Origin of the sequence: Caenimonas sp. SL110 (genome assembly GCF_001044395.1) — a bacterium.
Taxonomy (GTDB): Bacteria; Pseudomonadota; Gammaproteobacteria; order Burkholderiales; family Burkholderiaceae_C; genus Ramlibacter.
Genome location: NZ_JANU01000027.1, coordinates 1 through 12868, shown reverse-complemented (window position 1 = coordinate 12868; position 12868 = coordinate 1). Strand labels below are relative to the sequence as shown.

General features: G+C 63.8%; 12 protein-coding genes. 5 read left to right on the top strand and 7 right to left on the bottom strand.

Going from position 1 to position 12868, the window contains the following annotated elements:
* Positions 1–15: 15 nt before the first annotated feature.
* A complete protein-coding gene (locus AQ12_RS13315) occupies positions 16–735 on the bottom strand; it encodes a ProQ/FINO family protein (RefSeq protein ID WP_048440418.1) in 720 nt (239 codons plus the stop codon).
* A 40-nt stretch (positions 736–775) separates the two neighbouring features.
* Here AQ12_RS13315 and AQ12_RS13310 point away from each other — a divergent pair, with 40 nt between their 5' ends.
* Positions 776–1252 (top strand): peptidylprolyl isomerase, encoded by a 477-nt coding sequence (locus AQ12_RS13310; protein ID WP_048440417.1) that lies wholly within the window; start codon positions 776–778, stop codon positions 1250–1252.
* A 78-nt stretch (positions 1253–1330) separates the two neighbouring features.
* Positions 1331–2368 (top strand): pirin family protein, encoded by a 1038-nt coding sequence (locus tag AQ12_RS13305; protein WP_048440416.1) that lies wholly within the window; start codon positions 1331–1333, stop codon positions 2366–2368.
* A 70-nt stretch (positions 2369–2438) separates the two neighbouring features.
* Here AQ12_RS13305 and gap read toward each other — a convergent pair whose 3' ends face one another.
* The gene (gap, locus tag AQ12_RS13300) at positions 2439–3440 is read right to left on the bottom strand and encodes a type I glyceraldehyde-3-phosphate dehydrogenase (RefSeq protein WP_048440415.1); all 1002 of its coding nucleotides are present in this window, start codon (positions 3438–3440) and stop codon (positions 2439–2441) included.
* Between the two features lie 71 nt (positions 3441–3511).
* Positions 3512–5590, bottom strand: a complete 2079-nt coding sequence (gene tkt, locus AQ12_RS13295; protein WP_048440414.1) for a transketolase — start codon at positions 5588–5590, stop codon at positions 3512–3514.
* A 118-nt stretch (positions 5591–5708) separates the two neighbouring features.
* Here tkt and speD point away from each other — a divergent pair, with 118 nt between their 5' ends.
* The 3 genes from speD to AQ12_RS13280 are packed head-to-tail and all read left to right on the top strand — an operon-like array spanning position 5709 to position 8202.
* Complete coding sequence (speD, locus tag AQ12_RS13290) at positions 5709–6089, top strand: adenosylmethionine decarboxylase (protein WP_048440460.1); 381 nt, start codon at positions 5709–5711, stop codon at positions 6087–6089.
* Complete coding sequence (gene murU / locus AQ12_RS13285) at positions 6086–6811, top strand: N-acetylmuramate alpha-1-phosphate uridylyltransferase MurU (RefSeq protein ID WP_048440413.1); 726 nt, start codon at positions 6086–6088, stop codon at positions 6809–6811. Before speD ends, murU begins: the two co-directional genes overlap by 4 nt.
* The gene (locus AQ12_RS13280; RefSeq protein WP_048440412.1) at positions 6808–8202 is read left to right on the top strand and encodes an aminopeptidase P N-terminal domain-containing protein; all 1395 of its coding nucleotides are present in this window, start codon (positions 6808–6810) and stop codon (positions 8200–8202) included. The genes murU and AQ12_RS13280 overlap by 4 nt, the downstream gene beginning before the upstream one ends.
* A gap of 27 nt (positions 8203–8229) precedes the next feature.
* On the opposite strand, the gene AQ12_RS13275 is transcribed toward AQ12_RS13280, so the two are convergent.
* The 4 genes from AQ12_RS13275 to AQ12_RS13260 all read right to left on the bottom strand — a co-directional run bounded on the left by AQ12_RS13275 (position 8230) and on the right by AQ12_RS13260 (position 12771).
* On the bottom strand, positions 8230–9216 hold the full coding sequence (locus AQ12_RS13275; protein WP_048440411.1) for a hypothetical protein: 987 nt from the start codon (positions 9214–9216) through the stop codon (positions 8230–8232).
* Positions 9217–9378: 162 nt separating this feature from the next.
* Complete coding sequence (locus AQ12_RS13270; RefSeq protein ID WP_238587718.1) at positions 9379–10980, bottom strand: FAD-dependent oxidoreductase; 1602 nt, start codon at positions 10978–10980, stop codon at positions 9379–9381.
* Positions 10977–12536, bottom strand: coding sequence for a polyamine aminopropyltransferase (locus tag AQ12_RS13265; RefSeq protein ID WP_152682793.1), 1560 nt, complete (start codon positions 12534–12536; stop codon positions 10977–10979). Before AQ12_RS13265 ends, AQ12_RS13270 begins: the two co-directional genes overlap by 4 nt.
* Positions 12537–12549: 13 nt before the next feature.
* Entirely contained in the window at positions 12550–12771 is a 222-nt protein-coding gene (locus AQ12_RS13260) for a DUF350 domain-containing protein (protein WP_048440410.1), read from the bottom strand.
* Positions 12772–12868 lie beyond the last annotated feature (97 nt).

Below are 12868 nucleotides of genomic sequence, written 5' to 3'. Positions count from 1 at the left end.
GTCGCGGCCGTGCCGTCAGACCGGGGCTGGCGTCGGGTCTGGAACGTTTGCTGCGTGGGTCGTGGCATCAGGTCCCAGCGCCTCGCGGACGGCGCCCACCTTCATGCCGTAGGTGTCTGCAAATTGCTCGACCGTCTGGCCGCTGGCGGCAAAGGCGCGCTTGAGGGCTTCATGCCGGGCCGCCCGCTCGGCGATATCGGCAAACGCCTCGTCGACTGCCGCCTGCGATGCCTCGTCCTTGATCCCTGTGCGGGCTTCGTAGTCTTCCCGCGAGAGGCCCGACGCCGCGATGGCGGCTACCAGCCGCTTCTTGCGCCAGGCCTGTGCCTCTTCGAGATTGCGGCCCGACTTGCGCCGGAAGATCTCGCAGATGGCATGGTGCACATGCTCAGGCGCCACCGGCTCCAGCGGATTGCCGTCCAGGTCGTGGCGCGGGTTTCCTGCAGCGACGCTCTCCAGGTAGCGGGTCGATCGCGCATGAAGACCCATGGCAAGCTTCAGGTCTTCCTTGGCGAAGTCATCCGGATGCCGCGCCAGGATGTCCTGGAACGCGCCCAGCTTGAGCGGCAGGAACTTCGCGCCGAACATTTTCGGATACAGCTGGAACAGCCGCTCCAGCACGGCGTGAGCGGCTTGCATGTTGCGGGGCGCCCGGGTGGGGGCGGCGGGTTTTGTCTCGGCAGGCGCGGGTTGCTGCGCCTGGGTCGTTTCGATTTCGGTGGGGCTCTCGGTCATCCTAGGACTGTACGCAATTTCTTTGGGCAAAATCCATCCCATGAAAATCGAAAAAGACACTGTGGTGACCCTGCGCTTCAAAGTTGCCGAAACCACCGGCAAGCTCATCGAGCAAAGCAAGGAGCCCATGGTTTACCTGCACGGTGGGTACGAGAACACCTTGCCCAAGATCGAAGCGGCGCTGGACGGGCGTGAAGCGGGCTACGAAGTCACGCTCAACCTGGAGCCCGACGATGCCTTTGGCCAGCGCGACGAATCGCTGCTGCGCACCATCCCCAAGAAAGAATTCCCACCCGGCGTGAAGGTGGGCGGCCAGCTGGAAGGCCGCACCGATGGCGGCGATCCGCATGTCTTTCATGTCACGAAGATCAAGGGCGACACGGTGCTGCTGGACGGCAACCACCCGCTGGCAGGCAAGTCACTCAAGTTCGTGCTGAAGGTACTGGGCGTGCGTGCAGCGAGTGCAGAAGAAATCGCGCATCGCCATGTGCATGGCGAGCACGGTCATCATCATTGAGCGCAGCTGTGGCGCCGTGAAACTCACCGTCCTGCTGGTGCGACTTCTGATGGGCGCTCGCGCCCCCAACTGACGACCATGAACACTGCAACCACCCCTTCCGCTGTCGTCTCTGTCCAGCCGCTCGGCTTTCCCTGGGCGACCCAGGACCCATTTCTTTTTTGCGCTTACCACGACGATGCCTACCCCCAGGGCAATGCCGCGATGGGACCGGACGCCACGCTCGCGGGCCGCGACATCGGCCAGGACTTCAGCCGCAAGGACGGCTGGAGCATGTACCACGGCGACACCGTGCCGGGCTTTCCCGCGCACCCGCATCGCGGCTTCGAGACCGTCACTGTCGTGCGCAAGGGGCTGATCGACCACTCCGACTCGCTTGGCGCGACGGCGCGCTTCGGTCAAGGCGATGCGCAATGGGTCACTGCAGGCAAGGGCATCGTCCACAGCGAGATGTTTCCGCTGCTGGAGCAGGCTCAGGACAACCCGCTGGAGCTGTTCCAGATCTGGCTGAACCTGCCCGCGAAGAACAAGATGGCGCCTGCGCACTTCACGATGTTCTGGTCGCAGGATATTCCGCAGCTCGTCACGAAGGACGAGGCGGGTCTGGAGACCAAGGTGTCCGTGGTTGCCGGACGCCTGGCTGGCGCTGCCGATCCCTTGCCACCGCCGCCTGATTCATGGGCGGCGCAGCCTGAATCCGACGTGGCTATCTGGACCGTCCGGATGACGCCGGGCGCGCGCTGGACCCTGCCTGCCGCGCTGGGCAAGGGAACGAAGCGCACGCTTTACTTCTTCAAGGGCACGAGCGCGCAGGTGGCGGGCCAGACTGTGAACAGCCCGAGCGCGATCGAGTTGCGGGCCGATGCGTCTGTGGAATTGTTCAACGGCGAAACAGTCGGCGAGTTCCTGCTGCTGCAGGGCCGTCCGATTGCCGAGCCGGTCGCGCAGTACGGCCCCTTCGTGATGAACACGCAGGCCGAGATCATGCAGGCGATGCAGGATTACCGTCGGACCCAGTTCGGCGGCTGGCCGTTTGCCGACAGCGCGCCGGTGCATGGGCGCGAGGTGCCGCGGTTTGCGAAGCATCCGGGTGGGCGGGAAGAGACGCCGGCGTAGGTTCTTCATTGCGAACGCTGGCCAAAAAAAAACGCGCCAAAGGCGCGTTTTTTTTGCCATGCGATCATGGCTACCGGGTCACCACCCGCACCATCTCCAGGCACTTGTTCGAGTAGCCCCATTCGTTGTCGTACCAGCTCACAAGCTTGACGAAAGTGCCGTCGAGCGCGATGCCAGCATCGGCATCGAAGATGGAAGTGCGCGCATCGCCACGGAAGTCGGTCGCGACCACCTTGTCTTCGGTGTAGCCCAGCACGCCCTTGAGCGCGCCTTCGGATTGCGCCTTGAACTCGGCGCAGATTTCCTTGTAGCTGGCTTCCTTGACGAGCTCCACCGTCAGGTCAACGACCGACACATCGGAAGTCGGCACCCGGAAGCTCATGCCGGTCAGCTTCTTGTTCAGTTCAGGAATCACCACGCCGACAGCCTTGGCCGCTCCGGTCGAAGACGGAATGATGTTTTCCAGGATGCCGCGGCCGCCGCGCCAGTCCTTGTTGGAAGGTCCGTCCACCGTCTTCTGGGTGGCGGTCGCTGCGTGCACCGTGGTCATCAGGCCGCGCTTGATGCCCCACTTGTCGTTGAGCACCTTGGCCAGCGGCGCCAGGCAGTTGGTGGTGCATGAGGCGTTGGAGATGATCGCCTCGCCCTTGTACGTCTTGTCGTTCACGCCAAAGACGAACATCGGCGTGTCGTCTTTTGACGGCGCGGAGATGATGACCTTCTTCGCGCCGGCTGCGATGTGCTTGCCTGCGCCTTCCTTGTCCAGGAACAGGCCCGTGGATTCGATGACCACCTCGGCGCCGACTTCATTCCACTTGAGGTTGGCCGGGTCGCGCTCTTGCGTCAGGCGAATCTTCTTGCCGTTGATGACCAGGTTGTTGCCCTCGACCGAAATCTCGCCGCCCTTGAAACGGCCATGCACGCTGTCGTACTGCAGCATGTACGCGAGGTACTCCGGCTCCAGCAGGTCGTTGATGCCGACGACTTCGATGTCGCTGAAATTCTGCACGGCGGAACGCAGCACGTTGCGTCCAATGCGGCCGAAGCCGTTGATGCCGATCTTGATGGTCATTTCAAAATTCTCCTGTGAATCAAAAATCCGGAAATTCATGGATGCCGGATCGGGTCCGGCATGACACCGCTTTACTTGCGCAGCACCGTCCGCACCGTATCGGCCACGTTCTCGGGCGTGAACCCGAAGTGCTTGAACAGCACATTGCCCGGAGCCGATTCGCCGAAGCTGTCGATGCCGACGACTGCCGCGCAGCCGTATTTCCACCAGCCGTCGGTCACGCCCATTTCCACTGCGATGCGCGGGATGCCTGCGGGCAGCACGCTTTGCTTGTAGGCGACATCCTGGCGGTCGAATGCGTTGGTGCTGGGCATGGAAACCACGCGCACCGCAATGCCGCTGGCCGCGAGTTGCTCTTGCGCCTTGAGCGCGAGTTGCACTTCGGAGCCGGTCGCGATGATCACGGCTTGCGCCTTTTTGGAGATGCCGACTTCGCTGGGCTCGGCCAGGACGTACGCGCCCTTGCTGATTTCATCCAGGCTGGCCTTGGGTGCGTAAGGCAGGTTTTGCCGCGAAAGGAGTAGTGCCGTGGGGCGATTGGCGTTTTGCAGCGCGACCGCCCAGGCCACTGCCGTTTCGGCCGTGTCGCCCGGACGCCAGACGTCCAGGTTGGGGATGAGCCTCAGGCTGGCTGCGTGTTCGACCGACTGGTGCGTCGGGCCGTCTTCGCCCAGGCCGATCGAGTCGTGCGTGAACACATGGATCACACGGCGCTTCATGAGTGCAGCCATGCGGATTGCATTGCGGCTGTAGTCGCTGAAGGTCAGGAAGGTGCCGCCGTAAGGGATGTAGCCGCCGTGCAGTGCAACGCCGTTCATCACTGCGGCCATGCCGAATTCGCGCACGCCGTAGTTGATATGGCGGCCGATCTGGCCTTCTTCGGTTTTCTTGACGTCGCCAGCCAGGTCAAAGCGCAGCGGCGCCGTGGCCTTGGTGTTGGTGAGGTTGGAGCCGGTGAGGTCGGCCGAGCCGCCGAGCATTTCAGGCAGCGCTGCGGTGAAGAATTCAAGCGCGATCTGCGAGGCCTTGCGCGACGCTACCGTCTCGGCCTTGGCCTGCGCGCTCACGGCCGCATCGACCGCCACCTGCGCGAAATTCTTCGGCAACTCGCCCTTCATGCGACGCACGAACTCAGCGGCCAGTTCGGGATGCGCACTGCGATAGGCCGCAAAACGCTTGTCCCACGCTGCTTCAGCTTCTGCGCCCTTGGCCTTGGCGTCCCAATCGCCGTACACGCCAGCGGGAACCACGAAGGGCTCATGCGGCCAGCCGATGGCTTCACGCGTGAGCTTGACTTCTTCCAGGCCGAGCGCTTCGCCGTGCGCCTTGGCCGTATTGGCGCGGTTGGGGCTGCCCTTGCCAATGTGTGTCTTGGCGACGATGAGCGTGGGCTTGTCGACACCGCCGCGGCGCGCATCGCCGATGGCTCTGTCGACAGCAGCGACGTCGTGGCCGTCCACCGGGCCGATGACGTTCCAGCCATAGGCACGGAAACGGGCGGGGGTGTCATCCACGAACCAGGGTGCGACCTGGCCGTCGATGGAGATGCCGTTGTCGTCGTAGACCGCGATGAGCTTGCCCAGCTTCCACGCGCCAGCCAGTGCGCAGGCTTCGTGGCTGATGCCTTCCATCAGGCAGCCGTCGCCCATGAACACGTAGGTGTTGTGATCGACAACCGTGTGGCCGTCGCGATTGAATTCGGCGGCCATCAGCTTTTCTGCCAGTGCCATGCCCACGGCATTGGTGATGCCCTGGCCGAGCGGGCCGGTGGTGGTCTCGACGCCGGGCGTCACGTCCACTTCGGGGTGGCCGGGCGTCTTGCTGTGCAGCTGGCGGAAGTTCTTGAGTTCCTGCATCGGCAGGTCGTAGCCGGTGAGGTGCAGCAGCGCATACAGCAGCATCGAGCCGTGGCCGTTGGACAGCACGAAGCGGTCGCGGTCGAACCAGTGCGGATTGCGGGGGTTGTGCTTGAGGTGGTTGCCCCACAGGGCGACTGCGATGTCGGCCATGCCCATCGGGGCGCCGGGGTGGCCGGAATTGGCTGCCTGGACAGCATCCATGGCGAGTGCCCGGATTGCATTGGCCATGTTGGCGTGATCGGCTGGTGCTTTGGTGCGATCGTCGTTCGCCACGGGTGAATCTTTGGCCATGGGGGCAGGGCTCCGAGGGTTGATCAGGGGAAACCCCAGATTTTAACGAGGTGCGCGAACCCGGCCGTTGCACGGGGTTCTGGTGAGTTCTGCTACCGGCTTCGTCTACATTCTTGCCATGCAAGGGCTTCACCTCACCGCCGACCTCTACCGCTGCCGCTGCGAAGCGCTGTGGCTGACCGACGCGCAGCAACTGGGCGACTGGTGCCTGAAAGTCGTCGAAGCCTCCGGGTTGCAGGCGGTCAATCGCCTGTTTCACACATTCCCCGGCACTGACCGCGGGCCCGGTGGTGTGACAGCCACCATCTTGCTGGCCGAATCGCATGTGTGTCTTCATACCTGGCCGGAGCAGCGCGCAGTGACCATCGATGTTTATGTGTGCAACTTCGGCGCGGATCATTCGGCCAAGGCGCGCGGTGTGATGACCGCACTGGTCAATCGCTTCCAGCCGGAGTGGACGGAGCAGCGCTCGCTCGATCGCGGGGACGCAGATTCATGATGCGCGCCACTGCGATGATCCTGGCCGCCGGTCGCGGCGACCGCATGCGGCCGCTGACGGACTCATGCCCCAAGCCGCTGCTCAAGGTGCGCGGCAAGCCGCTGATCGAATGGCACCTGGAGGCGCTGGCCCGTTCGGGCGTCAAGAGCGTCGTGATCAATACCGCGTGGCTGGAAGAGCAGATCCCGGCCACGCTGGGCGATGGCTCGCGCTGGGGCTTGCATATTCACTATTCGATGGAGGGGCGCGACCACGGCGGCGCGCTGGAGACGGCGGGCGGCATTGCCAAGGCGCTGCCGCTGCTGGACGACACGTTCTGGGTGGTGTCGGCGGACATCTTCGCGCCCGACTTCGTTTTTGATCCTGCGAAGCAGGAGCAGTTTGCGCAGGGCGATTTGCTGGCGCATTTGTGGTTGGTGCCCAACCCTGATTTCCACCTGAAAGGTGATTTCGGCATCGGTGAAGACGGGCTCGGATTGGCAGACGAGGCGGGACCCGATGGGCTTCGCTGGACGTTCGCGAACTTCGCCCTGGTTCGCAGGGAACTCTGCGCGCACATCCCCGAGGGAAAGCGCGCTGCACTGGGTCCGCTGCTGTTTGAGAAAATGCGCGAACGACGAATCAGCGTCGAAGTCTGGCGGGGCGATTGGCACAACCTGGGCACGCCGGCGCAACTGGAAAGCCTGGCATCACCGGGCGCACAACAGAAAGCTTCTGCATGACCAAGAACCCGACCAGCCTCTATGCCGCACGGCGCGCTCGCGTTGCGCAACAACTCGGCAAGAACGACATCGCGATCATCCCGACCGCGCAGGAGCGTCCGCGCAATCGCGACAGCGATTTTCTGTTCAGGCACGACAGCTACTTCTATTACCTCACCGGTTTCTCGGAGCCGCATGCAGCGCTGGTGATTTCGGGGGACGGCAGCAGCACATTGTTTTGCGCACCCAAGGACCTGGAGCGCGAGATCTGGGACGGCTATCGCCTCGGGCCGGATGCAGCGCCTGCTGCGCTGGGTGTGCAGGCGGCGTATTCATTCGACGAACTCGATGCGCAACTGCCCAGGCTGCTCGAAAACCGCAGCGCCGTGTGGTATCCGTTCGCGATTCACGAAGGCCTGGAAGCGCGCGTGGGCGGCTGGCTCAACAAGGTTCGCAGCCGCGTGCGCTATGGCGCGATCTGCCCCGAGACGCAACGCGACCTGTGCAGCATCCTGGACGAAATGCGTCTGGTCAAAGATGCGCACGAGCAGGACATCATGCGTCGCGCCGGACAGATCAGCGCACGCGCGCACATCCGCGCCATGAAGCTCTCCGCGCAAATGCTGCGCGAGGGCAAGGACGTGCGTGAGTACCATCTCGACGCAGAGATGCTTCACGAGTTCCGCATGGGCGGCTCGCAGTATCCGGCGTACACATCCATCGTTGCGGCCGGGGCGAATGCCTGCGTGCTGCACTACCGCGCCGATATGGCGCCGGTGCGAGATGGCGAACTGGTGTTGATCGATGCAGGCTGCGAGCTCGACGGTTACGCCAGCGACATCACGCGCACTTTTCCTGCAAACGGAAAATTCACCGGACCCCAGCGCACGCTGTACGAGATCGTGCTGGCTTCGCAGGAAGCAGCCGTCGCCGCGACGAAGGCAGGCGCGCGATTCAACGACCCGCACGATGCGAGCGTGAAAGTGCTCGCGCAGGGCATGCTCGATGTCGGGCTGCTGGACAAAAACAAGGTCGGCACGCTGGAAGACGTGATCGAGAAGCGCGCGTACTTCCCCTTCTACATGCACCGCACCGGCCACTGGCTCGGCATGGACGTGCACGATTGCGGCAGCTATGTCGAGCCGTCACAGGCAGGCGAAGTCAGCGAGCGCAAGGACCCCCTGTCGGGCGAGATCATCAAGAACCGGCCGAGCCGCATCCTCCAACCCGGCATGGTTCTCACCATCGAGCCCGGCATCTACGTGCGGCCGGGTGAGGGTGTGCCGCAGCAGTTCCACAACATCGGCATTCGCATCGAGGACGACGCGATCGTCACGGATGCCGGCTGTGAGCTGGTGTCGCGCGGCGTGCCTGTGAAGGCCGACGAGATTGAAGCGCTGATGCGCGGGTAGCGAGATCAGGCCTTCACTCCTGCGTTGCTAGACGTGGATGACTGCAGGCGACAAAGGTAGCGACGCCAGTTGACGCTCGGTTTTTTGGCACGCTCTCTCCGCCTCGTTCATCCGATCCCAAACCACCGACATCTTCTGGGCCTTGTCGCTCAGGTTCGAGTAGCCCTTCAGCGCGCCGAAGGAAACGATGTCTATTGAATCCTCGAAGTCTCCGGCCCGGCACCTCAAATTGAGAAACTTGCGCAGTTCATGATGAGTTTCCAGGTCCCTGTCACGGGCCTGGTTCAATTTTCGCTTGGCTCCTTCAAAATGCCCCCGCTGGGCCTCGAGCTTGGCTTCAAGCTTTGAGCGGCGATCGTCGGCTGCGAGCGCCACGGTTTTTTTAGGCTCTTCGAGTTTGCCTTCGGGTTGAGGCTGCGGCAGCTGACCCCCGGCCTGCGCGGGGCCGCAGGAACTCACGGGAAGCGCAGCAGTCAACTGCTCGCGCCGCCGCGCAATATCGGCGGTAAGTGCTTCAAACTCCGCTTGCAAGCGCTCACGCTGCCGGTGGATTTCAATCAGCGCCTGCCCTGCGGGGGACTCATGGAGGATTTCGATCTCCGGCCACGGCTGGCCGCATGCGTGAGCCCATCGGACAGCCGACTCGCTCGCGCCGAGGTGGGCGGCCAATTCTGTCCACGCAACCGAGCCGCGATCCATCTCGAGTGCGATGCAGTGGGTCAGCAGGCGCTGCTGCTCCAGTATGCGGCTCTGGTCAGCGACCCGCACGTAGATGTCCGTGTGCGCGCGGATCAATGCAAGGCGTTGCACACGGTCAATTCCATCGAGAGAGCCCGTCCCACGCGCAACCGACTGGCTAAGCGCCATGGCCTGCGCCTGGTCGTGGCGGGCCTCGGCAATCCTGTCGAAGATCGCTGTTGCAGTCGAAGCTTCCATCATTCGGGCCGCCATGACATCGGGAGATTCGATCTCCTGAGATGGCCCGACGCATTCTTCCAGTTGCTGCGTCGGCATGTCCGGCGGCGTGGCGTACCGCGCTGGATGAATAGGCGTGTCTGTGCATCTGGCTAGCATGGTCGGACCTTTCGTTATCTGAGACGGTCCGACTCTACGGATGCACCCACGCAGCGGGCATCCAACAAAAGGCTATGGGTACCAATGGGGGAGACCCGCGCCTCATCGCACCCGCATGGCGGCGCGGTGGCCGGCGGTGAAGGCTTCCTCAAACACGGAATAGCCCGCCCAGTCAGCGTGTGCATAGGACAGGCGGGCTGTTTGCGGCAGGCCGGCCGCGGTTCGCCCCAGCATCCCGGGCAAAGGTATTGCCATCGCATGTCCGTAGCGGGCCACCTCCACGCGTGTCACGCGCTCGCGCAGGTCCGGATGCGGCGCGGCCAATTCGGCTTGTGCCACCTGCAACCAGTCGGACCAGCTGCGTGACAGCAGCAAGGCGCGGTCACCTTCGGGCAGCGGCGAGTACCAGCTGAGCACCGTAGGCCCGGGGCGCGGGTCCATGCTCTGGTGACGCGCATCAACGTAGCCCAGACCGCGCGAGCCATAGACCACGTTGTCCCACGATGGCGGCGCGCCGGGGCGATCGCGTAGCGGCTCGCGCAGGTGCATGTTCACCACCGCCCAAGGCGCGTAGCGTATTGCACGCGCGCGCTCGACCAACAGCGATGGCGCGTTCTGGACCGTACGAGCGGCGACGAAAAGCGGCAACGCGACGATGCAATGCTGGGCCTGCCAACGCTCCATGACGTTGGCGCCAGCGTTGAATGCATCGACGGTGACGCCGTGCCGACCCTCTTCAATGCGCGTCACGACGCGGCCCGTTTGCAACCGGTCGCCCAGTCCTTCGACCAGCTTGCGCGCCAGCCATGCATTGCCTTCAGGCCACGTCAAAACACCTTCGGTCGACGCTGAAGCATGGTCCGCCCGATCCGCCTGTTCCGCCTGTTCCGCCTGTTCCGCCTGATGGCCGGGTGCCTGGAAGCCGTGGCGGCTCGCGAAGTAATGAATGCCTGCCCAGGCCGAGACGGCGGCAAGCCCCGCGCCGTAGTCATCACGGCAGGAGTAGTCCAGGTACCACCGCAGGTGCGTATCGGTCAGCCCCTCACGAAGCAGCCATGCATCGAAAGTCATTGCATCGAGTGACAGATGCGATGCGCTCGGCGTGGTCGTCGCTACCGGCATGCTGAACGGACTCTGCTGCTGCGCGCGTGTCACCAACTGCGAGAAGCGCTCGTACTGGGCGAGCGTTGCACTGCCCACGTCCTGCAGCGGCAACAGGCCGTCTTGCCATACACCGTTAAAAAACAGTCGCTCCTGCGGCGCATGGCACAGATGCCGCTCGTCGTACACCCATCGTCCCGCGACGCGTTTGCGCAGCCCCGTGTCTTCGAGGAAATGCTGCACCTCGCGCGCAGCGTCACCCGGCACAGGCAGGTAGTGCGCGCCGAGCGGACAAGCAACCCCGGCGATCTCGCCGCCCCGACTATTGCCGCCTGGCGCGTCTTCGAGTTCCAGCATCACGAAGTCTTCGATGCCGCGTTTGCGCAGGGCGCGCGCGGCAGCCAGCCCCGCAATGCCGCCGCCGGCGATCACGACGCGTGTCTGCCGGGATGCCGCTGGTTGCTGACGCGCGCTCGTGTCGCGCAGCCAATGCCCGCGTTCAGCGTCGGCGCCGAGCAGCGCTCCGGTGATTTCTCGTTTCGTTTCGCACGCGGGCAATGCAAGCGCCGCCGCAGACGCGAGTACAGCGCGGCGTGCGATCACGGCGTAACCTTGCCCCACTCGCGCTCGTAGGTGGTCACGAGTACCTGGTTGGACAGTCGATTGACTTCAGCAGGAACGCGCGCCATGTCCCTCGGAAAATCAAAGAGCTGGGGCAAGCCGGCAAGGCCCAGGAAGCGCAGGCCCTGTGGCAGCTCTGTTGGCATGCGGTAGGGCCTGCGGCCCGCAATCACAAAGCCCCATTCGCCGAAGCTCGGCACATTCGCGTGATACGGCGCGGTGACAAGGCCCACCGATTCGAGCGTGCTCACCACCGTCCAGAAACTCTGGCGCGCTACCAGTGGCGAGGTCGTTTGCACCACCGCATAACCACTTGCGGCAAGCCGCTGCTCCATCAGCGCGTAGAAAGAAGTCGTGTAGAGCTTGCCGACGGAAAAATTGGTCGGATCCGGAAAGTCCACCACGATCACATCGAACGTCTCATTCGTCTCCTGCAGCCACTGGAAGGCGTCGGCGTTGACGATCTTCACCTTGGGCGATGCGAGGGCACCACCATTGAGCCGCGCCAGTGTTTCGTGCGACGAGAAAAGCCGCGTCATGTGCGGGTCCAGTTCGACGAGCGTCACGCTTTCCACGCCGGGATATCGCAGGATCTCCCGCACGGCCATGCCGTCGCCGCCACCGAGCACCGCGACCTTTCGCGCAGCGCCATGGGCAGCCATCGCAGGATGCACCAGAGCCTCGTGATAACGGTACTCGTCGCGCTCGGAAAACTGCAGGTTGCCATTGAGGAACAGCCGGTGCCCCGCACGCCCCTTCGTCACGACAATGCGCTGCCAGGGCGACGTCGCGGTGAACACGATCGGGTCCTGGTAGAAGTGATCTTCGGCCAGCGAGGTGATGTTCTGCGCGAAGGCAAAGCCCGTCACGAGCACCAGCAGCGTGGCCACGCAAGCGACAACATGCGCCGCGACCCTGCGCAGCTCATGGCGAAACAGCCACACCGCCCACAGCGCGACGGCCGCGTTCATCAAGCCGAACAACAATCCCGTGCGGATCAACCCCAGGTGCGGCACCAGCACCAGCGGAAACGCGACCGACACCGCCAGCGCGCCGAGGTAGTCGAAGGTCAGCACTTGCGACACGAGATCCTTGAGCAGGGCGTTGCGCTTGAGGATGCGCATCACCAGCGGAATCTCCAGCCCCACCAGCGTGCCGACCGCGAATACGAGACCGTAGAGCAGGCCGCGGAAGGCTTGCGGCGTATAGGCGTTGGCGATGAACAGCAGCGCGGGCAGGAAGCCGCCGACGAGCGCCACCAGCAGTTCGATTCGAAGGAAGTGCGCGGGCAGTTGTCGCTCGAAGTAGCGCGAGAGCCACGAGCCGACGCCCATCGCAAACAGGTATGTGCCGATGATGGTGGAGAACTGCAGCACCGAATCGCCCAGCACATACGAGGCCAGCGCGCCCGCCGCCAGTTCGTACACGAGCCCGCAGGCCGCGACGACGAACACCGAGGCGAGCAGGGCAACTTCAACCGGACGCGGTGCGCCACGCGCGTGCTGCGTGGCCGGGGCCACGGGCCGCGCCTGCTCCATGGCATTCACCAGCTTATCCGTGCACAGCCGCAGCAACGATGATCGAGATGCCCAGCGCCATCGCACCGACCACGATGCCCAGGGCCACGTTCTGCTTGTCGACGATCTCTTTCCACAAATCGTACGGCGTGATCCTGTCGATGATGAGGAAGGTCAGCCAGAAGATGGCCACGCCTATCAATGCGTAGAGGATGGAGCCGAAGAAGGCGCCCGGTTTCAGCCACTCAATGCCCATGATGCTTCTCCAGAAAAATCCGTTGTGTTTGCATGAAGCTACTTGTGGCCGCCGCCACCCGAATAGCCGCCGTAGGAGCCGCCGCTGGAGCGGCTCC

Bases quoted from the DNA above. Each gene is read 5' to 3' on its own strand.
- gap (WP_048440415.1), bottom strand. From the start codon at position 3,440: ATGACCATCAAGATCGGCATCAACGGCTTCGGCCGCATTGGACGCAAC.
- AQ12_RS13280 (WP_048440412.1), top strand. From the start codon at position 6,808: ATGACCAAGAACCCGACCAGCCTCTATGCCGCACGGCGCGCTCGCGTT.
- speD (WP_048440460.1), top strand. From the start codon at position 5,709: ATGCAAGGGCTTCACCTCACCGCCGACCTCTACCGCTGCCGCTGCGAA.
- AQ12_RS13260 (WP_048440410.1), bottom strand. From the start codon at position 12,771: ATGGGCATTGAGTGGCTGAAACCGGGCGCCTTCTTCGGCTCCATCCTC.
- AQ12_RS13265 (WP_152682793.1), bottom strand. From the start codon at position 12,536: ATGGAGCAGGCGCGGCCCGTGGCCCCGGCCACGCAGCACGCGCGTGGC.
- AQ12_RS13275 (WP_048440411.1), bottom strand. From the start codon at position 9,216: ATGCCGACGCAGCAACTGGAAGAATGCGTCGGGCCATCTCAGGAGATC.
- AQ12_RS13305 (WP_048440416.1), top strand. From the start codon at position 1,331: ATGAACACTGCAACCACCCCTTCCGCTGTCGTCTCTGTCCAGCCGCTC.
- tkt (WP_048440414.1), bottom strand. From the start codon at position 5,590: ATGGCCAAAGATTCACCCGTGGCGAACGACGATCGCACCAAAGCACCA.
- AQ12_RS13315 (WP_048440418.1), bottom strand. From the start codon at position 735: ATGACCGAGAGCCCCACCGAAATCGAAACGACCCAGGCGCAGCAACCC.
- murU (WP_048440413.1), top strand. From the start codon at position 6,086: ATGATGCGCGCCACTGCGATGATCCTGGCCGCCGGTCGCGGCGACCGC.
- AQ12_RS13310 (WP_048440417.1), top strand. From the start codon at position 776: ATGAAAATCGAAAAAGACACTGTGGTGACCCTGCGCTTCAAAGTTGCC.